19 protein-coding genes and 2 pseudogenes are annotated in these 23957 nt (G+C 72.6%); 12 read left to right on the top strand and 9 right to left on the bottom strand.

The genetic code is table 11. The features are described 5' to 3' along the window. The first annotated feature begins 979 nt into the window (after positions 1 to 979). Both panD and FZ103_RS20095 read left to right on the top strand, forming a co-directional pair. Entirely contained in the window at positions 980 to 1399 is a 420-nt protein-coding gene (gene panD, locus FZ103_RS20100) for an aspartate 1-decarboxylase (protein ID WP_186356577.1), read from the top strand. A gap of 165 nt (positions 1400 to 1564) precedes the next feature. Further along, entirely contained in the window at positions 1565 to 2053 is a 489-nt protein-coding gene (locus FZ103_RS20095) for a hypothetical protein (RefSeq protein ID WP_186356576.1), read from the top strand. 84 nt (positions 2054 to 2137) lie between these two features. Here FZ103_RS20095 and FZ103_RS20090 read toward each other — a convergent pair whose 3' ends face one another. Further along, the gene (locus tag FZ103_RS20090) at positions 2138 to 2332 is read right to left on the bottom strand and encodes a hypothetical protein (protein WP_156003373.1); all 195 of its coding nucleotides are present in this window, start codon (positions 2330 to 2332) and stop codon (positions 2138 to 2140) included. Between the two features lie 190 nt (positions 2333 to 2522). Here FZ103_RS20090 and FZ103_RS20085 point away from each other — a divergent pair, with 190 nt between their 5' ends. The 6 genes from FZ103_RS20085 to FZ103_RS20060 all read left to right on the top strand — a co-directional run bounded on the left by FZ103_RS20085 (position 2523) and on the right by FZ103_RS20060 (position 7002). After that, positions 2523 to 3332 (top strand): helix-turn-helix transcriptional regulator, encoded by an 810-nt coding sequence (locus tag FZ103_RS20085; protein WP_186356575.1) that lies wholly within the window; start codon positions 2523 to 2525, stop codon positions 3330 to 3332. After that, entirely contained in the window at positions 3286 to 3459 is a 174-nt protein-coding gene (locus tag FZ103_RS20080; RefSeq protein WP_186356574.1) for a DUF397 domain-containing protein, read from the top strand. Before FZ103_RS20085 ends, FZ103_RS20080 begins: the two co-directional genes overlap by 47 nt. Before the next feature lie 178 nt (positions 3460 to 3637). Next, complete coding sequence (locus FZ103_RS20075; protein ID WP_156003368.1) at positions 3638 to 3877, top strand: hypothetical protein; 240 nt, start codon at positions 3638 to 3640, stop codon at positions 3875 to 3877. Positions 3878 to 4022: 145 nt separating this feature from the next. Beyond that, complete coding sequence (locus FZ103_RS20070) at positions 4023 to 5360, top strand: MFS transporter (protein ID WP_156003365.1); 1338 nt, start codon at positions 4023 to 4025, stop codon at positions 5358 to 5360. Positions 5361 to 5550: 190 nt separating this feature from the next. Then, positions 5551 to 6363 carry a DUF4352 domain-containing protein gene (locus tag FZ103_RS26100; protein WP_156003362.1) on the top strand — a complete coding sequence of 271 codons (813 nt, stop codon included), beginning with the start codon at positions 5551 to 5553 and terminating at the stop codon, positions 6361 to 6363. 96 nt (positions 6364 to 6459) lie between these two features. After that, positions 6460 to 7002 carry an MOSC domain-containing protein gene (locus FZ103_RS20060; RefSeq protein WP_156003359.1) on the top strand — a complete coding sequence of 181 codons (543 nt, stop codon included), beginning with the start codon at positions 6460 to 6462 and terminating at the stop codon, positions 7000 to 7002. 48 nt (positions 7003 to 7050) lie between these two features. On the opposite strand, the gene FZ103_RS20055 is transcribed toward FZ103_RS20060, so the two are convergent. Then, positions 7051 to 7917 (bottom strand): (2Fe-2S)-binding protein, encoded by an 867-nt coding sequence (locus FZ103_RS20055; protein WP_156003354.1) that lies wholly within the window; start codon positions 7915 to 7917, stop codon positions 7051 to 7053. 676 nt (positions 7918 to 8593) lie between these two features. Between FZ103_RS20055 and FZ103_RS24960 the strand changes: the two genes are divergently transcribed. Both FZ103_RS24960 and FZ103_RS20050 read left to right on the top strand, forming a co-directional pair. Then, complete coding sequence (locus FZ103_RS24960; protein WP_186356573.1) at positions 8594 to 8950, top strand: hypothetical protein; 357 nt, start codon at positions 8594 to 8596, stop codon at positions 8948 to 8950. Further along, positions 8947 to 13941, top strand: coding sequence for a caspase family protein (locus FZ103_RS20050; RefSeq protein ID WP_186356572.1), 4995 nt, complete (start codon positions 8947 to 8949; stop codon positions 13939 to 13941). Before FZ103_RS24960 ends, FZ103_RS20050 begins: the two co-directional genes overlap by 4 nt. Before the next feature lie 97 nt (positions 13942 to 14038). Here FZ103_RS20050 and FZ103_RS20045 read toward each other — a convergent pair whose 3' ends face one another. Together FZ103_RS20045 and FZ103_RS20040 are read right to left on the bottom strand one after the other, a co-directional pair. Then, positions 14039 to 14899 (bottom strand): ABC transporter permease, encoded by an 861-nt coding sequence (locus FZ103_RS20045; protein WP_222936808.1) that lies wholly within the window; start codon positions 14897 to 14899, stop codon positions 14039 to 14041. Further along, positions 14896 to 15894: an ATP-binding cassette domain-containing protein gene (locus FZ103_RS20040; RefSeq protein WP_156003349.1), complete on the bottom strand. Its 999-nt coding sequence runs from the start codon at positions 15892 to 15894 to the stop codon at positions 14896 to 14898. The genes FZ103_RS20045 and FZ103_RS20040 overlap by 4 nt, the downstream gene beginning before the upstream one ends. A 100-nt stretch (positions 15895 to 15994) precedes the next feature. On the opposite strand from FZ103_RS20040, the gene FZ103_RS20035 reads away from it, so the two are divergent. Next, on the top strand, positions 15995 to 16837 hold the full coding sequence (locus FZ103_RS20035) for a TetR/AcrR family transcriptional regulator (RefSeq protein ID WP_156003346.1): 843 nt from the start codon (positions 15995 to 15997) through the stop codon (positions 16835 to 16837). 8 nt (positions 16838 to 16845) lie between these two features. Here FZ103_RS20035 and FZ103_RS20030 read toward each other — a convergent pair. After that, positions 16846 to 17979: pseudogene (locus FZ103_RS20030) on the bottom strand (ISL3 family transposase); the annotation flags it as partial. Between the two features lie 162 nt (positions 17980 to 18141). Between FZ103_RS20030 and FZ103_RS20025 the strand changes: the two are divergent. Next, positions 18142 to 18648, top strand: coding sequence for a DinB family protein (locus FZ103_RS20025; RefSeq protein ID WP_156003343.1), 507 nt, complete (start codon positions 18142 to 18144; stop codon positions 18646 to 18648). A gap of 50 nt (positions 18649 to 18698) precedes the next feature. Here FZ103_RS20025 and FZ103_RS20020 read toward each other — a convergent pair. The 4 genes and pseudogenes from FZ103_RS20020 to FZ103_RS20005 form a co-directional block, all read right to left on the bottom strand. After that, positions 18699 to 18899: pseudogene (locus FZ103_RS20020) on the bottom strand (ISL3 family transposase); the annotation flags it as partial. A 172-nt stretch (positions 18900 to 19071) separates the two neighbouring features. Further along, positions 19072 to 20250, bottom strand: coding sequence for a JmjC domain-containing protein (locus tag FZ103_RS20015; RefSeq protein ID WP_186356571.1), 1179 nt, complete (start codon positions 20248 to 20250; stop codon positions 19072 to 19074). Between the two features lie 396 nt (positions 20251 to 20646). Continuing rightward, the gene (locus FZ103_RS20010; RefSeq protein WP_156003340.1) at positions 20647 to 22815 is read right to left on the bottom strand and encodes a prolyl oligopeptidase family serine peptidase; all 2169 of its coding nucleotides are present in this window, start codon (positions 22813 to 22815) and stop codon (positions 20647 to 20649) included. A gap of 201 nt (positions 22816 to 23016) precedes the next feature. Then, positions 23017 to 23781: a 4'-phosphopantetheinyl transferase superfamily protein gene (locus FZ103_RS20005; protein ID WP_343233618.1), complete on the bottom strand. Its 765-nt coding sequence runs from the start codon at positions 23779 to 23781 to the stop codon at positions 23017 to 23019. Positions 23782 to 23957: the final 176 nt, after the last annotated feature.

Here is a 23957-nt window from a genome sequence, read left to right as displayed (position 1 = left end):
CGCCGCCCCGAAGGTTCCGAATGTCCGAGTTTCGTGTCGGGTTCCCGCGTCGAGGGTGTCGGTGGGGCCACTCTCGACGCCGAGAGTGGCCCCACCGACACCCTCGACGCGACCGAGGTGGGAGAGAGTTAAACTAAATCGGGCATTCGGCATTTCGGGCCGGATGTGCCGATGGATGCGGCGTACCGCGACCCCTGTCGTGCTCGCTGCCCACGTCGCTCACCGGCACCGGCGGGCACCCGAACCGATCCGCGCGGGCTGCACCCCGCGCCGCCCTTACCGCCTCGTCGGATGCCGCACCGGCGGGCACCGGGAGCGGTGGGCGCGGGTTGGACCGTGCGCCGTCCTTGCCGCCCTCGTCGCGTGCGCAACCGGCGAGCACCCGGACCGATCCGTGCGGGCCCGACCCTCCGAGGTCGTCGCTGCCCACGTCGCTCACCGGCACCGGCGGGCACCCGGACCGATCCGCGCGGGCTGCACGCCGCGCGGCCCTCGCTGCCTCGCCGGGCGACCGGCCATTCGCCGGCCCCGGTGTCGGTGGTCGCCGTCCCGTACCCCCGTCGGCTTCGCTGCCCCGTCGCCCACCGCCGCCACCGCTGCCCCGGACCGATCCGCGAGACGTGCAGGCCGGGGCCGAATCCACTGGGAGGGCTGACCAAACGGCAGTGGGGCCAGGAGCGCCGAGGCCGAACCGGGCAGGATGATCGATCCGGTCGGAGCCGCCGTCACCAGGGGAACGGGCGGCGGTGCGGCAGCCCGACCGCGCCGGCGGCGCGCATGTCCGCCCCCCGATTCACGCGCACAACTCGGCGCACACTACCCTCGGGTGGCGATCGCGGAATTCGGCCCGCAAACGGGGCGTTTCCGACTATCGGCACCCCGCTCCGCCGCGGTTCTCCGGCGGGCCGCCACGAGCGTGCACGGGACCCTCATCAGGGCCTGTAGTCATATCGCAGTGAGGGAAACGAGGTAGGACATCGTGCGTCGCACCCTGTTCCACGGCAAGATCCACCGGGCGACGGTCACCCAGGCCGACCTGCACTACGTGGGATCGATCACCATTGACGCCGACCTGCTGGAGGCGGCCGACATCGTCGAGGGCGAGCAGGTCCACGTGGTCGACATCGACAACGGTAACCGCCTCGTCACCTACACCATCGCCGGCGAGCGCGGCAGCGGCGTCATCGGAATCAACGGCGCGGCCGCCCACCTGGTGAACCCCGGCGACCTGGTCATCATCATGTCGTACGTGGAGCTGGAGGAGTCCGAGCGCCCTCACCACCGGCCGCGCGTGGTCCACGTCGACACCACCAACCGCATCGTGTCCCTGGGCGACGACCCCGCCGAGCCGGTTCCCGGCTCCGAGCTGGTCTCGGGCGCCACCCTGGCCGGAGCCTGAGCAGCGCCGCAGCTGCCGTCGGCGTCGCGGCCCCGGAGTCGCCGACCCCGGGGCGTGCGCCCGCCCGTCGAAACGGCGCCGTATCCTCTCCAGGAACTCGCATCCCCCAGCGAGCCGGGAGGAACCGTCGTGCTACCGGCCAACAGGAAGGCCAGGCAGGCGGTGGTGGCAGCCGTCGGTACGCTGGCCGCCGCGCTGACCGGCGCAGCCTGGTACCTGTCGACCGGCGAGGTACCGACGGCGCTGGGATGGGCGTTCTTCGCCCTGTTCCATAACGTCGTGGCCCAGTTGCTGCTGCCAACGGAGCCGGGGCGGTCGCGGTGGGCGCCGCTGCGTGCGGGGGAGTGGGTGCGGATCCGCGCCGTCGGGCGAGCGCCGGGTCGGCGGCGGCTGCGCAGGGGCGTGCTCGACGTGGAGTTGTCGGCCGCCGATCCGATCGTGTGGCGCCGCCACCGGCTTCTGCTGGGGCCGGGAAAGGCGGTCGCGCTGGCAGTGCCGCTGGCGCTCGCGGAGGAGCGCGACGGGCGCCCGGCCACGAAGCGGTCGGCGGCGAGACGGATCATCGCGGTCGACACCGCCGCCGGTCGCTGGGAGTTCGCCGTCGCCCGTCACGAAGCCGACATGCTGCTGTACGCGCTGGATCCGTCCCGATGATCGATCGCAGCGGAACCATGGTCCTCGGCCCGACTCGAAGGGCCATGGTTCCGTCCGGGTGCGGCCGAGGGTCGGCGGGCGAGGTCAGTCGCTTCCGGGCCACCTGAAGGCGTCGATCCGGTCGGGTGGACACATCAGCATGCGCTCCAGGTGCAGGTGGCTCTCACTGCCCAGAGTCGGCGCGAACCTGCTCCCGGCGCGGCGCAGGTGCGGGTGGAGGGACGCGTAGTACGCCCCGAAACTCCCGTCTTCGTGGGAAGAGCCCCAGACACGGTACATGCTGGGATTGACCCGATTGAGGTCGGCAATTCGAGTACGGACTTCGATGGGCCATTCGGCCGCAGTAGCGATGTCTTCCATGCCTCTAGATTCGCCTTGCCCAGTGAAGGCGAATACCGATTGCACGGAATCGGGGGTCCATTGTGTGAAAACGTGCACTCGTGTGCGGCAGATGTGTCAGTCTTGTCCTGTGAACGACTGGAAGGAATTCGGTAGTTATCTGCGCGACTGCCGTCTGCAAGCTGGGCTGACCATTGACCAGGTGGCGTCCTCGGTCGGTCTCAGTTCCTCCCTCGTGGGCAAGGTCGAACGGGGTGAGAGGGTGTGTCAACGATCGACCGCCCGCGCATTGGAAGACCTCTACGGCACGAGCGGGGCACTGCTCGACAGGTGGACGCGGACCCAGGCGCGCAGCAACGATCCCACGTGGTCACGGCAGGCGACGGAATGCGAGCCGAAAGCCTCTGACATCAAGCAGTTCCACGCGATGCTGCTGCCCGGGGTTCTGCAGACGGCCGCATATGCGCGGGCGACCTTTCACGACGGGCGGCCGGGTGAGGACATGGAAAGCGTGATCTCGGCCCGATGCAGCCGGTTGGCGGCTCTCACGGCGACGCTCTCCTTCGTTGTGCCCGAGCATGTACTAAGGACTCGAGTCGGTGGCGCACAGGTAATGTCCGAGCAGCTCAACCACATCGTGAAACTTATCGAAGCGGAACGTATCGTGCTTCAAGTGCTCCCGGCGGAGACTCCGACTCTTGCCGGGCTGGCAGGGCATTTTCGGCTGTTCAGCTTCAAAGACAGGCTGCCCATGGCCTACGCCGAGCATGTGAGCGGAGGCGTTCTAATCGACGACCCGTCCGAGTTGCACCGCTTGGGGGTGCTGTGGGGGACTCTTACTGCTTTTGCCTATGATCCATCCCGTAGCACTGAAATGATCAGGGAGGCAGAACGTGAATACCGACTGGCGGAAGAGCAGCTACAGCCAACCCTCCGGTGACTGCCTAGAGTGCCGCACCTCCACCGAGCACGCCCTCGTCCGCGACACCCAGCACCGCGACGCCGGGCACCTGGCCTTTCCCCTCGCCGAATGGCGCGCCTTCGTCATGGCGGCCCACACCCTCTGACTTTGACCTCCTTCCTCCCGCTTCATCCCACAACGGAAGATCGCACGCACGTGCCCCGACCCGTTCGGCCGGGGCACGTGCGCGTTTCCGGGGCGTGTGTCGCCTTTCTGTCCAGAGGCCAGGGGTGACCACATCCGGCCCGATCGCCGCATGGTGCGCCGGGTATGAGCCACTCGCTATGGACGACGGCGAAGACGACGATCGGCGCGAGACCGCGGCGCACATCGAGTGGCAGAAGCAGGGTATGTGGCTGGTCCTGTGGGGCGCCTACACCCGCCGCTACTGGGCGTTCGCCCGCTGGCCGGTTCCCCAGGGCGGCGCCGTCGTCTCGGGCGTCGACCCCGATGCGCTCTACGCCGAGATGCGCCGCATCGAGCGCGAGCACGGCTTCCTCCGCTGGCGCTACGGCCGGGGTTGAGCGGTAGGGCCGGCACCTCCCTCCCGGCGTCCGGGCAGGATCCCGTCCCGGTCATACCCGGACGTTATGCTCACTTCGGTCCGGCAGCAGAGCCGGCTGCCGAGATGGACGGGGGAAGCATGGCCACCGCACGGTCGGAGGGGCGATGACGGCGCCGCGCGGAGCCGTGCCGCCGCCTGTGCCGCAGACCGACGCGGCCGCCGGCGGCCCGTCGCCCGCGGCCGCCGCCCTGCGCGCCGCGCGGGCGCGTCCGCGGGTGCTGGCCGTGCTTACCGCTGCGCAGGTCGTCGGCGGCGTCGGCGTGGCCGCGGCGGTCTCGGTCGTCGGCATCATCGCCCGCGACATCACCGGCTCGCAGGGCTGGGCCGGAGCGGCCACGACCATGGTGACGCTGGGCGCCGCCGTCCTGGCGCTGCCGCTGGCCGGTGCCGCGGCGCGCCGGGGGCGGCGCATCGGGCTGAGCCTGGGCTGGTTCCTGGCCGCGCTCGGCGGCGTCGCCGCGATCGCGGGTACGCAACTGGCCCTCCTGCCCCTCTTCCTGCTGGGCATGGGCCTCTTCGGCGCGGGCGCGGCCACGGGACTGCAATCCCGGCACAGTGCCACCGACCTGGCCACCGAGCGCACCCGCGGCCGCGACCTGTCGCTGGTGGTGTGGGGGACGACCATCGGCTCGGTGGCCGGGCCCAACCTCACCGGCCCCGGGGCGGCGGTGGCCGGGGCGCTGGGATTGGACCCGCTTGCCGGGCCGCTGGTTTTCAGCACGGTCTCCTTCGCGGCGGCCGGCGCCGTCGTCGCCGTCCTGCTGCGCCCCGATCCGCTGCTGCTCTCCCGCGCCGCCGCGGCGGCTTCCGCGGACGGGGACGCGCAGCCGGGCGCGGCCGACGGGCGGAAGCGGTCGCACGTCTCCGTGGCCGCGTCGCTGCGGGCCATCGCCGCAGAGCCCCGGGCGCTGCTGGCGGTCACCGGCATGGTCGCCTCCCACGCCGCGATGATCACCGTCATGACGATGACGCCGGTGCACATGGAGGCCAAAGGTGCGCAACTCAGCGTCATCGGGCTGACGATCAGCCTGCACATCGCCGGGATGTACGCGTTCTCGCCGCTGGTGGGGTGGCTCTCGGACCGGTGGGGCCGCGTGCCGGTGCTGCTGGCCGGGCAGTCGGTCATGTTCTGCGCGGCGGCCCTGTCGGGCACGGCCGGCGACGGTTCCGTGCAGGTGGCCGTGGGGCTGGCCCTGCTCGGGCTGGGCTGGTCTTTCGGACTCGTCTCCGCGTCGGCGCTGCTGGCCGAATCCCTGCCCCCGGAGCGGCGGCCCCAGGCCCAGGGAACGGCCGACCTGCTCATGCACGCCTTCGGTGCCGGAGGGTCGGCGCTGTCGGGCGTCACCATGGTCGCGCTCGGTTTCGGCCCGCTCAACGCCATCGCGGCGGCCCTGCTGCTTCCGGTCTTCGTCCTCGCACTGCGCGCCCGCCGCGCCGGCTGAGCGCCGTCGCGGGAGCGCCGCCCGCGCCGCGGGAGCGCCGCCCGCGCCGCAACGGCGGCCGCACGCGCGGTATTCGCTCGTATCACGAAACACCCTGCGACCTGCGTGCCTGCGCGTGCACCGGGCAGTATCGTGCCCAGCGGGCGTCACCGTCCGTGACAGGACTCCGCACCCCGCGTTAGGAGCCGGCGTGGATCAGGAAAGGGACACGGGGACGGGCGGCTCCGACAGCGGCGGTCGCCAGGACGCCGGCGAGGACGCGCAGGGCGCCGGGGGAGCGGTCGCGGCAGGCGCCGGCGAACCGTTCGGCGGCCCCGCGGACGCGCCGCCTCAGGACGGGGACACCGGCCCCGAACCGGACGCCCCCGCGATCCCCAGCGCAGCCACCGAGCCCGCCGAGAGCGGCCCCGGCCCCTCCGCAGCGGAACCGGTTCCCCGGCGGCGGAGGTGGCCGAAACCCGCGGCCGCTCTCGGCGCCGCGGCCCTCGTCGCCGGCACGGCCGCGGCGCTGCTCATCGGCGGCTCCGACGTGCTCGGCGGGCTCGCCGCCCACGGGTCCGCCGGCGAGCAGCGTCGCGAGGAGCCGCCTCCCGACGGCGCGTGGGGCAGGATCGGCGACCCGGTCTCCTCGGGCGCCTTCGAGTTCACCGTCACCGGCGTGCGCACCGGCGTGGAGCACATCGGCGGCGCCGTCCAGGGCGAGCAGGCGCGGGGTGGCTTCGTTGTCGCCCGCATCACCCTGCGCAACACCGGGGAGGAGGCCGCCATGTTCACCGACGCCGACCAGCGCCTCGTCGACGCCGGCGGCGCCCGCCACCTGCCCGACAACACCGCGAGCCTGCGGACGCAGAACTCCGACCGGCTGTTCGGCCTGCTGAAACCTGGCCGACAGGTGCACGGCGGGCTCGTCTTCGACGTCCCGCCCGGCACCGAACCCGCCGCCCTGCACCTGACGGGCTTCGCCCCCGGCGACGACCCCGCGGTGGTGCGCCTGCGGGAGTGACGGGCGCCGAGGGGAGCGGCCCGGGGGGCCGCGGCGAAGCGGGGAGTGCGCCTCTAGAATGCCGGTCGGCGGATCGGCTACGGCGGAGGCGGTGCGATGGCGGCGCGTGTGGCGGCGGTGGGGTTCAGTCCGCAGCACACCTTCAGCAAACCGGCGGCGGAGTCCATCCGGCTGCTGGCGGGGCTCGGCGTCGACGGCGACGCGCACATGGGCGCGACGGTGCGCCACCGCTCGCGCGTGGCCCGCGACCCCACGCAGCCCAACCGGCGCCAGGTCCACCTCATCGCCGGCGAGTTCCACGACGAGCTGTGCGCGGCGGGATTCCGCGTGCGGCCCGGCGACCTCGGGGAGAACGTCACCACGCGCGGCCTGGACCTGCTCGTCCTGCCGAGCGGAACGCTGCTGGAGCTGGGCGCGAGCGCGGTCGTGGAGCTCACCGGCCTGCGCAACCCCTGCCCGCAGATCGACGACTTTCAGCAGGGCCTGCTGGCGGAGACGATCGGCCGCGACGCCGACGGCAACGCGGTGCTCAAGGCCGGGGTGATGGGCGTCGTGCGCGCGGCCGGCGAGGTGCGCCCGGGCGACGCGATCGCCGTGCGCATCCCCGAGGAGCCGCACCGTCCGCTGCGGCGAGTCTGAGGACCACCGGGTCCGCGCTCGGCCCGGCCGGCGGCACGGGCGCGCCGGCTACGGCGCCAGCGCCGGGTTGCGGATCCACTCCTGCAGTTCGGCGCGGCGGTCGTCGTCGCACTTGAGGGGGCACGTGGTGCAGAACCCGTGCTCGGGGTCGCCCTTGTAGTCGAAGCAGCAGGTGCCGCGCACCGCCCAGGTGCCGCGCGGGTGGGTCTCGTAGAAGGGGAACAGCCGCGGCCGGGCGCGTGTGACGGCGCCCGCCTCGATCAGCGCGTCGCCCAGTTCGCCGGCGCGGCGCCAGGCCGCCTCGGCGTCGCGGCCGAGGAAGCGCGCCGGGTTGAGCATGTAGAAGTGCTGGGTGTCGAGCACCCATCCCCACAGCGTGCGCAGACCCACGCGCGTGTGCTCGTGGAGGGCGTCGATGATCGGCGAGAACGCCTGCACCAGGTGGCGTGCCGCGATGCGGTTCAGCGCCGCCTCGTCGGGCACGATCACCGCGTCGTGGTGGCGGGCCGCCGGGTCGTCGGGCAGCACGGCCATGCGCGCGCTGGTGATGGTGGGCGTGCCGAACGCGGAGTTGGGCAGCCACGGGAACCACAGGTGCCGCTTGTCCAGGAGCGCGGCCCGCCCGGTGAGGTAGATCCCGGCCGAGACGAGGAAGATCGGCTCGCGCAGCAGGGAGCGCATGAAGTGGGTGGCGCCCGGCAGCTTGTGGTCGGGGCCGTGCTGAGCGGTGAGTTGGTTGAACAGGGGCCCCACCGCGCCCTCGGCGACCATGAGGTCCGTGCGGTACCAGTGCTCGGTGGCGGGGTGCTCCCGCGAGGCCTGGACGCTGGTGGTGCGCACGTCCGGCAGCGGCGCGAACTTCAGCGGCGCACAGGCGTCGATCACCGCCTGCAGCGGGGCCTGCTCGTGGGCCATGCGGCCTCAGCCAACCTTCCTGCACCGCTTGGGGAACGTGCGGCTCCGGCGCGTACGACGCGGCGCCCGAATGCCGCCCAACCTGCGGAACGGCGAAGTTGATCACCGTTCTTTAGTTGAGGCTACCCTAATTAGTCGCGGCGGGGCAATGATCGCCTCACCCGACACGGGCCACACACGGACGGCGCAGCGCGGCCCGGACCGGCGCGATCCGGTATCCGGCCCACTATCCCGCCGGGGCGGCCGGGTCACGTCGTCGGGGACTCGAGGGCGGTGCAGGCGGCCGCACCTCGCCTGCCCGCGGCCGCCGCCGGCCGAGGAGGTGGGCGGCCACAGGTCCGGACTGGGCAGGGCGGTATGCAGCTATGGCCGGGGGCCACGGCGGGTGCGGTCCTTCGGGCGCAAGCCGGGAGCGCGCCCGAGTCGGGGCGGCGCGAGGGCGGGAGAGTTTGTTCGGCCGCCGATCTCCCCGGGTGACTCTGAGATGCATCCGGCAGATCTCACGTTTTGGTGCGTAAGACCAAGCGGGTGCTGTTCGGCTACTAGTTGCCTTGGTGTCGCAATTGCCCGAGTTCGTCGACGTTTGTTGCAGCGCCTCTTCCGGTGCGCCTCCTAGAATAGAGGTTCTCTTTTTCTGGCAGATGACAGATGGCGGACGGCGGCCCCGGGAGGATGCATGGACGTGGTGCTGGAGATCGAGGGCGGTCGGACGGACGAGCTCCACATAGCCGAGTTGGCGGTGCGCGAGAAGCTGGAGGAGCAGGGCGTCCAGGTGGACCTGACTGCGAGGGAGGTGGAGCAGGGCGCACTCGGGGGCCTGGAGGTCCTCCAGTTCTTCGGGGAGAACCTGCTGCTTCCCGTCCTCGTGCAGATGATTTACGAATATGTCACTCAGCGACTCGAAGAACCGGACGGATCCGATCTCAAGGCCTATCTCGTCCGCACCGAACTGCCCGACGGGGCGCGACGCACCGAAATCACCCTGGAAGGGGAGGCCAAGGACGTATCCGCGATCCTCAAGGAGCTGAAGTGAACCCGGACCAGGAGAAGGCCGATCCCTCGCGCTCCAGCGTGCTGCTCATCGGCGGGAGCGAATACCCTTCGTCGAGCCTTCCCCCCGTCCCCGCCGCGAAGGAGAACGTCGCGCGGCTGAAGGAGGCGTTCACCGACCACGAACTGTGGGGGCTCTATTCTTCGCGGGTGAGGGCCGAATGCGACCTGCCGCGGGGCGAGATGCTCGATCTGATCGCACGGAGTTACCGGGAGTCCGAGCGGGGCGGGTTGTTCGTCCTTTATTTCGTGGGGCACGCCCATGCCCATAGGGGAAAGCTCTACCTGGCGCCACGTGACACCGGCAACATCTCCAATCCCCCAGGGTCGATGGTTGCGATAGACGAGGTGTTCGATGCGGTGGCTCGCCAACACAAAATGGCGGACCGGAAGCTGCTCATCCTCGACTGCTGCTATGCGGGGGGAGCCGTCGCGGCGGTGCCCGGAGAAGCGGTGTCCGCCGGAGACGACGGGGGGTGGTTCGTCATGGCGGCCACATCGGCCAAGGACACGGCCTCGGCCGACTCCGGACGCGATACCACCTTCTTCACCGGGGCGCTCCTCAAGTCCTTCGAGGGCGCGGCGGAGAACCGGCCGAGCCTGTCCGCGCAGTGGGTCTTCGAAACCGTGGGCAAGCTCGTGGGCGGCTCCGAGGCCGCGGGCGCGCCGACCTTGGTGCCGCACCGGAACTCGGCGACGTGGGCCCAACGGCCATGGCTGCGCAACCGCCTGCACGTCCAGCCACCCCCCGTCCCCTACGAATACCGGCAGGACACTCCCCGTATCCCCGACCTCCGGTCGTCCCGCCCCGACTGCTTCCGCCCCTGGCCTGTCCCCGACGAGGATTTCGTCGGCCATGCCGAAGAGTTGGAACTCGCTTCGGGGCGCTTCGGGCAGCGGGTGGTGCTCCCGGTCTACGGACCCCGCTACGCCGGCAAATCGGCTTTCGTTCGCCGGCTACTGGCCATGCCCGAGATACAGGCGAGCCCTCCGGAGGAGCTGCCCTGGCTCCTCCTGGAGATCACGATGATCAATCGCAGCGCGGAGTGCCCCGTCCTGGAGGCCCTGGCCTGGTGGCTGGAGGTCACCATCCACGACGTCGAGCAGAACAGCGGGACCGAGGGCGATCCCCGCCGCGAGCTCGTCATCGACCGGCTCCGGGAGTATGCGCGCGGACACACCCTCTGCCTCGTCATCGACTGCGGCCGCCTGGGGTACGACTCCGAGCAGATCAGCGGCGAGATCGACCGGTTGCTGGAACACCCCTATTTCCGGAACTCGGCCAACATCGTCATCTCGCGTGTCCGCGTCTCGCTGCACGAGGACGAGCAGCTCGACCTGCAGATCCCGATACGGTTGGACGAACTCGACCTGCGGGAGACCGCCGATCTCCTCACCCGGCTGATGGCCCGCGAGCGGCTGTCCGTCGACGGCGACGATGTCATGGGCCGGATCCAGGACCGCAGACTGCGGCTCCCGGGTGCCTTGAACGCGAGCGTCAACGGCTATATCAGCGGTGCCGACCGCACAGCGGCCGCCCCCGACCCGGACGCGGTGGCCACCGCCCTGCTCGAGGGCGCCATCCCCAAGGTGGCCGAGACCCTGACGGAATTCGGTTGCCGCATCGCATCCGGCGCCGAGCCCCCGGACCGTCCCGAACCCCTCGCCGTCCTCGCGGTCTGGGCCCTCGCCGACCGCCTTCCCCTCCCGCCGCAGGTTCTGGAGGACCCCTCTGTCGGCTTCCCCCGCCGTATGCTGGCGCTGCTGGAGGACGCACGCATCCTCTCCCGCACCGACACGGCGGACCTCATCCTGGGCCAGGCGAGTGAGCAGGCGCTGCGTTCGCTCGTCATCGCCGCTCTGACACGCGAAGAGTCCCCGGCCTCCCCGCTGGAGGAGCCTGTCGCCAAGCCGGAGATCCTCGACTCCCTCTTCCCTCCCGAGCTGGCTCCGCAGGACCTGGACCACCGCTTCTCCCTGGCCGCGAAGCAGCTGTTCACCGCTCTTGGGACGGTGGACACCGAGGACAACGCCGACACGGTGTTCCAGAGGCGGGTCCGTTCGGTGCTCGGGTGGATCGAAGACGAGGGCGAGGGCGGCGACCGGCTGCCGAGACTGCACGATGTCATCCGCACCTTGGTGTGGGCGCGCTCGGGCGAGGCCCCCTACGGGCCGACCTCCGCGCAGGCCCTGTCGCAATCGTCCGCCGAGGATGAGCGCGGTACCGGCGTCCCCGCCGAGGACGGCGGCGAATCGCTGGCCGATCTGTACCGCCTGTACCACGCGGTGGCCTCACTGACCCTTGCGGCGCGGTCGGAAGGCGCCGCGGCGGAGACCGGCGCGCGATTCGTCGCCGCCGCCGAGGCGTTCTCAGTGGCGCTCGCCGCCTGCGCGTCCGAGCAGGTCCCGCACACGCTGCTGCGCTCCGCGGACGCCTCGCTGGCCATCACCGGCAGGCGGCTGGGGCTCGCCGTGCGCCTGCTCGACGTTCGGTTGTCCGCCGTTTCCCCGGTACTCCGGGGCGCCCGTCGGCGCGGCCCCGGGCAGGCGGGGCGCATCACCCTGGCGGTTTCCTGGCTGCTCAACACGGCCGATGCGCTGATCGACGCCGACCGCCTCGATGAGGCCGCGGAACTCGCCGACGAGGCCGAAGGGCTGGTGTCCGGGGAGCTTCCCCAGGACGGCACCGTACGAAGCCTGCACACGCGGCTTCAGTTGAACAGCCGGATCGCCCGAGTGCGCAGCCGTGCAGTGCTGGACGCGGCGCAGAGCCGGCGGGCGCTGATCCAGGCCGTCGAACACATCGTCTCCGGCATGGAACTCGCCCACGAGCAGGGCGAACCGCTGTCTCTGTGGTGCACGCGCCTGTTCGAGGCCGCCGTCTTGCTGGTCCAGCAGAGTTCGACCGACGACGAACTCCTTGAAACACGCGATCTGGTCCTGGAGGCGCTGGAGCGCTGCTGCGGCGAGAGGCGCTTGTGGCCGCCCAACGTCTGCGTCCCCGCCGCACGCTTCCTGCGGAAAGTCCATGTGCGATGCGAGGACGCCACCGTGAAGCAGCGCGGCGCCGAGGAGGCGGTGGAGCTGTTGGAGCAACTCCCCGCCGCGAGTTCGGGCAACCCGGTCGCGGCGGCCGGACCGGCCTCCCGGCCCCCTCTCGATCCTGGAGCGGACATGGCCTCGCTCAATGACCAGGACACCGCCAATGTCTGGGGCTCCCTCGCACAGGCCTACGGATTCCTCGCCGGGGCCCTGCGCGAGAACCAGCGATTCGGGCCGGCGAGGGGACGGCTTCTCAAGGCCGAGGAATACGCATACTCCGCTGTGGCGCTGGCGCCGAGTGCCTTCACCTACTCGGTGTGGCTGCGTCAGGTCCTCGACCTCAAGCGGGCGACGCCCCGTGCGGGTACCGCGGGCGAGGAGGCGGAAAAGAACCGCCGATCCTGCGTTAGGGCGGTCCGCAGTTGGCTGGCGCGCAAGGACGTGCGCTCGCATGCCCACGCGTTGCTGGACCTTACCTGCCTGGAGTCCGACTGGGCCGAGGAGGGCAGCCTGCGCGGTGCCGCCCAGAGGCCGGGAGAAGACTTCCTGCGGCTGTGGCCCGACGAACAGCGGCGCCGCATCCACGACCTGTACCGCGAGCGGCGGCAGAAACTGGATGCCCATAGCTACAGGTACGGGTCCTCGATAGAACTGTGCGCGTTGGAAGCGAGATTGGAGCGCGAACACCGGCGCTGGACAGGTGTCCTCGATTTCAAAGTGGCCAAGAGCGACAAGAAAAGGGGCAGCGGTCCCGGCCCCCGGACACGGTTCCCCCAGGTCGACAACTCCCCGGTCTTCGCGATTTTCCACCGGGCTCGGGAACTGTGGCCGGGCGAGGCCCGGCTCGTCGCCGCCGAGGCCGCCTTCAACCGCTACATCTGGGAGTACGATAAAGCCGTCTCCCTCTACGGGTACCTCGCCCGGACCGCGCCGAACGGTGAGATCCGGCGCGCCGCCCGGCTGTACGCCGCCGAGGCGATGCTTGCCGACGTCGAATACTCCACTCCCGAACAGCGCAGCGATTGGCATTCCCGGCTCATGGACGCTGAAGAGCAGTTGAGCGCCGTGCTCGCCAGCGACAGCCGTATCGGGCTCGCTCTGGTCCTGCGCGAGCGGGTGGCCATCCGCTTGAACAGGCCCGTGGACTGGGAACCGATCGACGCGGCGTTCGAGGCCGTCGTCGGCGGCGATTACGCGGGTACGGTCGGACGCTTGCTGGACCGCCGCCACTACGGGGAGGACCGGGGGCGCGATCGCCTCGGCGAGCGGGCGCGCATCACGAGCAAGGGGGAGTCCGCGGAGGGCGACCGGCTCCGGGAAATGCTGATCGGTTACTCCGGCGGTGACGGTGACGGCTCGGCCCGGCGAAACCCGCGCGAAAGCCTCCCGGGCGATGCGCGAGGCGCGCCCCGAGATCCCGGAACCGCAGGCGCATTGGCGCGCGACGAAGATCTGGGGGAGACCACCGCGGAGCTTCTCGGTGAAGTGGTGCTTACGGACTTCACCAGCGCAAAACTGCTGAACGGGCTCGGAAACCTGTATCTCGACCGGGCCACCGACATGCTCGATCGCCATTGGAAGCGGAATGGGGCCCGAGCAGAGGCGGGATCCGACATCGCGATCGAGGCCGCGGACAACGCCCGGCGCGCCTACGACTGCTTCGATGCCTGCCGCATCCTCCGCGAAGCGCGCGGGCCGGAGTCCATTGTGACGAAATTCCAACGCGGGCGTGCGATCACCTTGGCCGCCAGGTACCTCGGCAGGGCGGACCCGTTCCCGCGAGCGCTGCTCAAAGGCCGGGGGCCGCAGCTTCGGAAGGCTACCGGACTCCTTCTGGCGGCACGGGAACACAGCGTGAGCGGGTTCAACCGGGTGTGCTCCCACTGGTTGAGGGAGAACAACGAGGTCCAGGCGCAGCTCGGGCTGCGCTAGTCCCGGCCCCGCGGGCCCGATGCGCCGTTGGCGGCGGGCCGTTACGTCTGCGGGCGGAGCCGCGCCCGGGCGCGGCTCCGCCCGCAGACGGGGCCGGTCAGCGGCTGAGGTTGCGGAACCTGGCCAGGGCCGGCGGCACGCACACGGCCAGGATCGCCAGCGGCCACAGCACCGCCATCAGGACCGGGTGCGCGGCCACCCAGGAGTCGCCGCCCACGCCCGGGTTGCCGAACAGCTCGCGCATGGCGTTGACCACCGAGGAGACGGGGTTCCACTCGGCAACGGCCCCCAGCACGCCCGGCATCAGCTCCGGCGGCGTGAAGGTCGTCGAGACCACCCCCAGCGGGAAGGCCAGCGGGTAGACGATGAGTCCGACGACGTCGGGATCGGAGGTGACCAGGCCGAGGTAGATCCCCACCCAGGTCATCGCGAAGCGGAAGAGCAGCAGCAGCCCGATCGCCTGCACGGCCTCGACCGCGGTGCCCTCCCAGCGCCAGCCGATCAGCAGCCCGCAGCCGACCAGCACCGCGGTCTCCAGCAGCGCCCGCAGCATGTCGGCGGCGGCGCGCCCGGTCAGCAGCGCCGAGGCGGCCATGGGCATGGAGCGGAACCGGCCGATCACCGCCCTGCTGGAGTCCATGGAGACGCCGGTCGCGGTGGCCGACACCGAGTACAGCATGGCCATGACGAAGATGCCGGGCATCAGGAAGGCGCGGAAGCCGTCGGCACCGCCCGTTCCGGGGTGGGCCATGCCCTCGCCGAACACGAAGCCGAACACCAGGACCATCATCAGCGGGATGAACAGCGTCAGCAGCGGCTCGGCGGGGGAGCGCACGGCGTGCAGCAGGTTGCGCCGGGTCATCACCCAGCCGTGGACGACCGCCCGGCTCAGCCGGCCCGGGCGGTCCGGGGCGGCGACGGGCGCCCGCGGCGCAGGGGGGTCGAACGTGGCGGTCATGCCGAAACCTCCTCGGTCTCGTGCCTCTCGGCGCCTGCGGGGGCGTCGGCGCCCGCGCGCCCGGTCAGCCCGAGGAACACGTCGTCCAGCGTGGGCCTGCGCACGCCGATGTCCTCGACCTCCAGGCCGGCCGCGTCCAGCTCCCGCAGGATGCCGCCGAGCACGCCGATCCGCGCCGACACCGAGACCGCGACGCTGACCCGGCGCTCGTCGGTGCGGACCTGCGGCGAGGCGCCGCTGATACGGGCCGCCACCGCCGCTATCGCGCCGAGGTCGCCGGCCCCGGCCGCGACGACGTCGATCTGGTCGCCGCCGATGCGCGACTTGAGCTCGTCGGCGGTGCCCTCGGCGATCACCGCGCCGGAGTCGAGCACGGCGATGCGGTCGGCGAGGCGGTCGGCCTCCTCCAGGTACTGGGTGGTCAGCAGGACGGTGGTGCCCGCCCCCACCAGGTCGCGCACCGATTCCCACACACCGTTGCGGCTGCGCGGGTCCAGCCCGGTGGTGGGCTCGTCCAGGAACAGCACCTGCGGATCGCGGGTGAGGCTCGCGGCGAGGTCGAGCCGCCGGCGCATGCCCCCGGAGTAGCCGTCGACCCGGCGCCCGGCGGCCTCGGTGAGCGCGAACCGCTCCAGCAGCTCGTCGGCGCGGCGGCGCGCGGCGGCGGCGCCGAGTCCGTTCAACCTGCCGAACATGACCAGGTTGGCCCGGCCGGTGAGCAGTTCGTCGACGGCGGCGTACTGGCCGGCCAGGCCGATTCGCTCGCGGACCCGGTCGGGCTCGCGGGCGACGTCGAACCCGGCGACACAGGCGCGGCCGGAGTCGGCGCGCCGCAGCGTCGCCAGGATCTCCACCGCGGTGGTCTTGCCCGCCCCGTTGGGGCCCAGCAGGGCGAGCACCGCCCCGCGGGGGACCGCGAGGTCGAAGCCGTCCAGGGCCCGGGTGGCGCCGTTGCGCTTGCGCAGCGCCGTTGCGGTGATCACGGGATCGTCCATCGTCCCGCCCCTTCTTAATCGTGTATAGCGCACACTGTTTCGTGTAAGTAATACACGGTTCTAGGATGGAGTCAAGGCAGGACGGCATGATTGGCAGGCGATGGCCACACAGCGAGGCGGGGGAGACGGCGGCGACGGGCGCTCGGAGATCGAGCGGCACCTGGAGCTGCTGTGGCGCGTGGCCGAGCGCCCCCGGCGGGGGCCGCGGCCGGGCCTGACCGTCGAGGAGATCGTGTCGGCCGCCGTGGGCGTGGCCGACGCCGACGGCCTGGGCGCGGTGTCGATGCAGCGCGTCGCCGCCGAGCTGGGGTACACGACCATGTCGCTGTACCGCTACGTGCAGAGCAAGGAACAGCTCGTGGAGCTGATGGCCGACGCCGCGGTGGGTCCGCCGCCCGACATCGGCGAGGCCGCCGGGTGGCGAGACCGCGTGGAGCTGCTGTCGCGCGCCCTGGTCGAGTGCAATCGGCGCCGCCCCTGGCTGCTGCGCGTGGAGATCGTCGGGCCGCCGTCGGGGCCGATGCAGCTCGCCTGGTTCGAGGCCTACCTGGAGGCGCTGGCCGAGTGCGGACTGGCCGGCTACGAGCGGGTGGCGGTGACCCTGTTCATCAACGGCGCGGTGCGCGAGCTGGCCCGCATCGCCGTGCAGATCGAGCAGGCCCGGCGCGCCGGCGGTGTCAGCGACGAGTCGGCCGGCGCCGCCTACGCCGCCGCCCTGCGCCGCTTCGCCGTCCCCGAGCGCTTCCCGAACGTGGCCGCGCTGGTGGCCGAGGGCGTCTTCGACCCGGAGCCGGCGGACGGCGGCCCGGTCGCCGCCCCGGACGGCGCCGACTGGGGTCTCGTCGACGAGATCGGCGCCGACATCACCTTCGGGCTGCGCCGCCTGCTCGACGGCGTGGAGTCCTACGCCCGCGAGCGGGAGCACCAGGCCGGCACCGCCTGAGGGCGCGGCCGCTTCAGGGTGCGTCTCAGCGTGGTGATCTCGACGAGCGCCTTCGGCACGCCGCTGGTGATCGAGTCGATCAGCTTGACCATCAGGTTCCGGCCCTGGCTCCGGTCCTCGTGCCGGTAGGCGTCGATCATCCGCTGGTAGATGCCCCAAGTGGCCTCGACCTCGACGTGGGCGTCGTCGGCGAACAAGGCTGCGAGCCGGCCTTCTGCTTGTCGGTGAGGAGGCCGGCGCCGGTGTGCAGGGTCCGAAGCGACTTGTAGAGAGCGTCGTCCTTGAAGCCGCGGTGGCCGTGAATCGCGAGCTGTACGCGGCGCCGGCACCTGTCGAGCGCGTCGCCGGCCAGACGGACTACGTGGAAGGGATCCATGACCGCGACCGCGTCGGGCAGTTCCTCGGCCGCGGCGGTCTTGAAGCCGGTGAAGCCGTCCATCGCCACGACCTCAACCGCGTCGCGCCAGGCCTCGTCGCGGTCGGCGAGCCAGGTCTTGAACGCCTGCTTGGAGCGACCTTCGATCGTGTCGAGGAGCCTGGCTGAGCCGGTGCCCTCCCGGATCGCGGTGAGGTCGATGATCACGGTGACGTACTTGTCGCCACGCCGGGTGTGGCGCCACACGTGCTCGTCGACGCCGATGACCTTCACCCCGTCGAACCGGGTCGCGTCATCGATCAGGACGCGCTTGCCCTCAGCGAGGACGGCGTCGTTGGCGGTGTTCCAAGCGCCCCCGAGCCCTTCGGCGACCCGGGCGACGGTCAGGTGCTGGACCACGATGCCCCTCGAGTGCCCACCTCAGCCCGCGGCGCGAGAGCTTGGCTCGGGGCTCGGCGGCCTTGGTGGTGTCCTGGCGCCACACGTGTCCGCAGCCGGTGCACCGGTAGCGGCGCACGACGACCTCGAGCAGGGTCGGGCGCCAGCCCAAGGGCTCGTGTGCCAGCCGGCGGACCACGGTGTCGCGCGGGCTTCCCTCGCAGCCGCAGCGGCGGCACCACTGGTCGGGTTCGGCGACCCGGCAGGCGATCACTGCGCGGTCGGGTTCGAGGCGCTGTCCGGTGGCTTCGAGGCCGAGTTCGTCGAGTCGGCAGCACGTGGTCAGGTCAGGGCAGGCGAAGCCCACGGACGGGGTAGCGTCAGACACGTCGAGGTCTTCCAGATGGACGGCATAGTCACCTCCATCCTCGGGAGACCTCGACCCCTACCCGGCCACCGGCGTGCCGACCGGACCACACCCTCAACTGCGACTGCGAAGTGCCCAAATGGCCCCCGGTGCGAGGGGCGGCCCGCGTGCTACGTTCGGGCCATGACCAGACCCAGTGAGATCCTCGGCAGCGTGGTCGCCGCCAGCGAGCGCGAGCAGCTCGAGACGTTCCTGGATTACCTGCGCGACGCCGTCGTGCGCAAGGCCCGCGGGGTGTCGGAGGAGGACGCCCGGCGCAGCCCGGTGCCGACCGGCACCAACCTCGGCGGCCTGATCAAACACCTGCGGTGGGTGGAACTGGGCGGGTTCGCCGAGCAGATCGGGCAGATCCCCGCCGCGGAGCTGCCCACGCCGCCGTGGACCGACGCAGACCCGGAGGCCGACCTGCGGCTGGAGCCGAACGAGAAGCTCGACGACGTCATCGGCGCCTACCAGGCGGAGTGCGACCGCTCCCGCGAGATCGCCGCCCAGCACAGCCTCGACTACGCACCGCGGGGCGGGGAGCTGACGTTGCGGTGGGTGTACCTGCACGTGATCCTGGAGACCGGCCGGCACGCGGGCCACGCGGACATCCTGCGCGAGATGATCGACGGCAGCGTCGGCGACTGACGGCTCGCGGCGCGTCGTCCGTCCGTGTTCCGGTCGTCGGAGGCGGCGTTACACCGGTATCGGCGGAGGCTGACCTCCAACACCGTGGGCCGCCACCCGAACGGCTCGTGCGCCAACCGCCGGACCACCGTGTCCCTGGCCGCGCCCTGGCATCCGCAGCGACGACACCGTCCGTCGGGCTCGACAACCCGGCACCGGAGAATCGCCCGATCGGGCTCCAACCGCTGCCCGAGCACTTCGAGCCCGAGATCATAGTCACCTCCATCCTCGGGAGACCTCGACCCCTACCCGGCCACCGACGCGCCGACCGGACTACACCCTCAACTGCGAAGAGCCTGTTTGCAGTGAACGGAGCGAAGTCGGCCGGGGAGCGCCCGGGCACGCGGGTCGCCCGTGCTCCTGCCGACCGCCTCCGCCGTCGCCTCAGCCCAGCAGCACCAGGTGGTGGCGCACCAGGGCGCGCAGGATCGCGGACGTGGTCTCCAGCGGGGTCCCGGAGTCCTCGGCCAGTTCGCCGGCCGTGGTCTCGCGCCGGCGGGCGAGTTGGGTCAGGACCGGTTCGGCCGCGGCCGGCAGCCGGTAGCGCTTGCCCGAGACCGTGACCGCCACCTGGTCGCCTTCGCGCTCCATGGGCGGGGCCAGGATCGGCACGAACTCCACGCGGGTGTCGGCCTGCGGCGACGCGCCGTCCACCGCCCAGGGCAGCGCGAAGGTCTGGCGGCGCGGGAAGCGGGAGTCGTGCTCGGCCAGGAATCCGTCCAGGTCGTGCTGCTCGGCCACGTCGGTGAGCCGGCGGATCAGCTCGTGCTGGTGCTTGCGCCGCTCCTCGGCCGAGCTGAAGCGCGGCAGGTCGGCACGGAAGAAATCTACGTCGTAAAGGCGCTGCAGGACCGAGCGCGCCCAGTCGATCCCCGTCGCCCGGGTGAATCCGAACGTCAGATGCATGCTCACGTCGCCGGTGCCCTTGACCGTGTGCCACCAGCCGCGCGGCACGTGCAGCACGTGCCCGGGGGAGAGGACGCCCTCCCACACGGTGCCCTCGGGGGCGGTGTGGGAGTGGTCGGAGTCGACCTTCATCGGGTGCCTGCGGCTGCCCGGACCGTGCACCTGCCAGGACTTGGTGCCCTCGACCTGGATGATGAAGGTGTCGTGGTCGTCCCAGTGGGTGTCGAAGCCGTGGGAGTCGCCCCAGATCAGGTACAGGTTCACCTGCGCGCGCTCGCGCACCAGGCGCATCAGGTCGTCGGTGGCCTCGCGGATCGGCGGGTGTAGCCGGTCGATGGCGTCCAGCACCAGGCTCGCGCCGTCGCGCAGCTCCCGGTAGAGGCCGTCGGGGCGGATGACGGTCCGTTCGGCCCCGGCCGTGCGGCCCTTCTCGGTGTAGCGCGAGGCGGGCACGGGCGCGCCCTTGCGGTGCAGGCGCAGGCGCGGGGGCTCCAGCGCGCAGCGGCCGAGGATGTCGTTGAGCGCCTCGAAGGTCAGCAGCGGGCGTACGGCCTCGGCGCCGAGGTCGGCGAAGACCACGTCGGTCGACAGCCGCGCGGAGAGCAGGTCCTCGCCCACGGCGGCGCGCAGCGTCTCGGTGAACAGGCGGTCGGTCACGTCGGGGGCCTCCACTGCGGCGGTTGCGGCGGCGGGCCGCCGGAGGCGGGCAACGCGCTCCGGCGACCGGTCGGTGACGGTCGGGTCAGCCCGACGGCGTCGGTCAGATGAAGTCGGAGCTGGAGTCGGTGCCGTCGTTGTCGCCGCCGGCGGTGATGTCGCGCGACGTGACCTCGGTCAGCTCCTCGACCTCGATGTCGAACTCGTTGGGTTCCATGGAGTCTCCTGTTCGCGTCGGTGATGCGGACTCGGTGCCCGCCCGCGGGCCGGGAGGTCCCCGTCCCGGGCGGCGCACCGCCAACCCCCCGTAGCGGGGGAGGCGCAGGGCCCCCGCGCCGCGCAGCGCAGGGGCGCGGCCGCCGGCGGGGCGGCCGCGGTCGTGGGGCGGCGCGGGACTCACGTGGATTCCCCCTGCCGCGCAGGGGAGGCACCGCCCGGCGTCCCCGGCGGCGCCAGACCGGTCTCGGCGGCGGCGAAGGCGTGGGCGTCGGCCGCGAGCTCGATCGCCTTGGTCACCGCGCGCGGGCCGTGGCCGACGTCGCGCTCGTAGCGCAGCAGGGCCGGGCGCTCGCCGGCGCCCCCGTGCAGCAGTGCCGCGCACATCTTGCGCGGGTGGGCGGCGTCGGTGCGCGTGTCGCCGTGGAAGCCGGTCAGCAGCACCGCGGGGCGCCCCGGGGCGCCGTCGGCCAGCACCCGGTGGTAGGGCGAGTAGGCCATCAGCGCGGCGAAGTCCTGCGGGTCGGCGGCCGTGCCGAACTCGCGGGTCCACATCGCGCCCAGCCCCATCCGCTCGAACCGCGCCATGTCGGCCAGCGGCGCCGAGGCGATGACGGCACCGCACAGGTCGGGGCGGCGCGCGGCGGCGGCCAGGACCAGCAGGCCGCCCGCCGAACCGCCCGACAGGCACAGCTGGTCGCGGGTGCAGACCCCCTCGGCGACGAGGGCGTCGCCCGCGGCGACCAGGTCGTCGACCGACCGGGGCTTGTTCCGGCCGGCCCCGCGCAGGTGCCAGCGGCGCCCGAAGTCGCCGCCGCCGCGCACGTGGGCGACGGCGTAGCGCCCGCCGGACAGCAGCCAGGCCAGCACCGTGGCGCTGAACCCGAACTGGCGGGGCCGCCCGAAGCCGCCGTAGGCGTGCAGGATGGTCGGCCCCGGCTCGCCGGGGTCGGCGGCCGAGCCCTCGCCGCCGGAGTCCTCCGCGCAGAACAGGGTGACTGGCACGAGCGTGCCGTCGGCGGAGCGGCAGTGCAGCGTGCGGCGCACGACCGAGGCGTGCGGCCGGGGCCCGCCGCCTGCGGGCCAGGCGCGCGGTCGGGTGGTGCCCGGCTCCAGGGCCAGGACGCACTGCTGGGTGGCGACGTCGGCGTAGCACAGGTGGGCCCCGCCCGCGCCGTCGGACTCCAGCCGGGTGGCCATGCCCTCGCCCGGCAGGTCGATGCGGCGCAGCAGGCGGCCGTCGCCGGCGTCGTGGGCGGTCACTTCGCTGATGCCCAGCCGGGTGCGGGCCAGGAGGAGTTCGGGGTGCTCGGCGGTGCCGGCGGCGGCGAAGCCGTCCAGGGTGGCCTCGGGGTCCTCGCCGACCACTTCGCGCCAGTGGGCGGTGCCGGGAGTGCGCGGATCAACGGCGCAGACACGGCGCCGGGCGGCGCCCAGCGTGGTGCGCAGGTAGAGCACGCCGTCGGGGCCCAGGTCGGGGTGGGACTCGATCTCCTCGCCGGCGTGCACGGTGCGCCACTGCGGGCGCGCGGACCGGGCCGGATCGGCGGAGTCCCCGGAGGGCGCGGCGAGGTCGGCGAGCCAGATGTCGTTGCGGTGCCCGGTGCCGTGGCTCTCGGTGACCACCAGCCAGCGCCCGCCGAGCAGCCGCACGCCGGGGACGGTGCGCGGACCGGTGCACGCGCGCACCAGCACGTCGGGTTCGGGGCCGGTCGGGGAGACGCGGTGCAGCCACACCCCGCGGCGGCCGTCGCCGTCGTCGCGGCGGACGTAGTAGAAGGCGTCCGGGCCGATCCAGGCGACGTTGGAGTAGCGCACGCCCTTGATCGGCTCCTCGACCGGTAGGCCGGTCTCGACCGAGAGCACGCGCAGCGCCCCGCGCTCGGTGCCGCCGGTGGAGGTCTGCACTGCCACGCGGCCGCCGTCGGGGGAGGGCTCCCAGGAGTCGAGGGTGGTGGCGCCGCTGGGGTCGAAGGAGTGCGGGTCGAAGACCACCCGCTCCCGCTCGCCGCCGTCGGAGTCGTCGAAGGCGACGACGGCGGGGTGGTCGCCCCCGGCGGGTCGGCGGGTGGCGAAGACCCGGCGGCCGCGGCGCAGCGGCGGGGTCCACAGGTCGGCGGCGACCAGGCGGCGGATGCGTTCGGCCAGCGCCTCGCGCAGCGGCCAGCGCGCGGCCGCCGCGGCGAAGTCGTGCTCCCGCTCGGCCAGCCACCGCCGGGTGGCGGGGGAGTCGGGATCCTCCAGCCAGCGGTAGGGGTCGGCGACGGGGGTGCCGTGCAGCGTGTCGACGACGCACAGCAGCGCCGCCCCGCCGTCCTCGCGGGCGATCCCGTGGTGGGGGGCGGCCATCCTCACCGGAGGCCGAGGGGTCGAGGGCCGCGGGGGACGGGTGCATGAGCCAAGCCAATGCCACGGTTGCGCACGCCCTCATGGTTCAGAAGGCATCCGATGCCGGTCAAGGTAGTCATCCCTGGCCGGTGATCACGCAAGTGTGGCCCGGAGGTCAGGTTTGTCCCCCGCGCTCCGTCCGCGCCGGGCGGGCGGCGCGGATCACGGGCGGCCCGGGGACGTCTGGGGACGGTGGTCCGCCAGCAGTTCGGCGGTGTCGCCGACCACCGGGGTGATCGGGCCGGGCCACAGAGCGGCGAGCGCGGCGCGGTAGCCGGGGCCGGCGTCGAGGTCGGTGAGCCGGACGTGGCGGGGAGCGGCCGGGGAGTCCCACTCGACGACCTCTGCGCGCTCGTAGGGGCCGCTGACCCCCACCGTGCCCAGCCCGCCCGAAAGGCCCTCGCCCGTGGCCTTGAGAAGCGCCTCCTTGCGAGCCCAGTAGCCGAAGAAGCCCTCGGCCCGCTGCCCGGGAGGCAGGCCGTCGAGGTCGCGCCGCTCCCGCGGCCGCAGGCAGTAGTCGGCGAGGCCCGCGGTGTCGCGGTCGGGCGCGATCCGCTCGACGTCGGCGCCCACGGGCACGCCGTGCGCCAGCGCGAGCAGGACGCGGTCGCCGGAGTGGCTGAGGGAGATCTCCAGGCCCGCGGCCGGGCCCGCGGGCAGCGGTTTGCCGTGCGGGTCGGGGCGGGGCTCGGGGTGCCGTTCGCAGGCGCGGCAGTGCAGGGTGAACGCCACCTCGGCGGGGGCGCACCCGGCTTCGCGGGCGAGCGCCAGCCGGGCCAGCGCGTGGGCGACCAGGTAGCGGTCGCGGTCGGCCGCCAGGCGCAAGCGCGCGTGGCGTTCCCGTTCGCCGGCGTCGAGCAGGTCCAGCAGCGCCGGGGAGGCGTCGCGGGGGGAGGCCCACCACAGTCGGCACGTCAGCGCAGTCACGCATTCATTCTGGCGGCCCGCACCGGCCGCCCGCCACGCCGCGCCTCGGACGGTGGCAGCGAGCGGGCGCCGCACCGCGGGACGAACAGGGCTGCGGCCACGCCCTGCGGCGGCCGGATCCGGCCGCGGCGGCGCCGCCCTCCGCCGGCCGCAGCGGAGCGGCCGGGGCGCGTTGG

Origin of the sequence: Streptomonospora sp. PA3 (genome assembly GCF_009728995.1) — a bacterium.
GTDB lineage: Bacteria > Actinomycetota > Actinomycetes > Streptosporangiales > Streptosporangiaceae > Streptomonospora.
Note: the sequence above shows the minus strand (reverse complement) of the source record. Positions and strands in the feature narration are given on the sequence as shown.

Excerpts from the sequence above, each read along its gene's own strand:
- FZ103_RS20035 (WP_156003346.1), top strand. The coding sequence starts at position 15,995 with ATGGCCACACAGCGAGGCGGGGGAGACGGCGGCGACGGGCGCTCGGAG.
- FZ103_RS24960 (WP_186356573.1), top strand. The coding sequence starts at position 8,594 with ATGGACGTGGTGCTGGAGATCGAGGGCGGTCGGACGGACGAGCTCCAC.
- FZ103_RS20090 (WP_156003373.1), bottom strand. The coding sequence starts at position 2,332 with ATGTACCGTGTCTGGGGCTCTTCCCACGAAGACGGGAGTTTCGGGGCG.
- FZ103_RS20010 (WP_156003340.1), bottom strand. The coding sequence starts at position 22,815 with ATGGCCGCCCCCCACCACGGGATCGCCCGCGAGGACGGCGGGGCGGCG.
- FZ103_RS20070 (WP_156003365.1), top strand. The coding sequence starts at position 4,023 with ATGACGGCGCCGCGCGGAGCCGTGCCGCCGCCTGTGCCGCAGACCGAC.
- FZ103_RS20055 (WP_156003354.1), bottom strand. The coding sequence starts at position 7,917 with ATGGCCCACGAGCAGGCCCCGCTGCAGGCGGTGATCGACGCCTGTGCG.
- FZ103_RS20025 (WP_156003343.1), top strand. The coding sequence starts at position 18,142 with ATGACCAGACCCAGTGAGATCCTCGGCAGCGTGGTCGCCGCCAGCGAG.
- FZ103_RS20040 (WP_156003349.1), bottom strand. The coding sequence starts at position 15,894 with ATGGACGATCCCGTGATCACCGCAACGGCGCTGCGCAAGCGCAACGGC.
- FZ103_RS20075 (WP_156003368.1), top strand. The coding sequence starts at position 3,638 with ATGGACGACGGCGAAGACGACGATCGGCGCGAGACCGCGGCGCACATC.
- FZ103_RS20060 (WP_156003359.1), top strand. The coding sequence starts at position 6,460 with ATGGCGGCGCGTGTGGCGGCGGTGGGGTTCAGTCCGCAGCACACCTTC.
- FZ103_RS20045 (WP_222936808.1), bottom strand. The coding sequence starts at position 14,899 with ATGACCGCCACGTTCGACCCCCCTGCGCCGCGGGCGCCCGTCGCCGCC.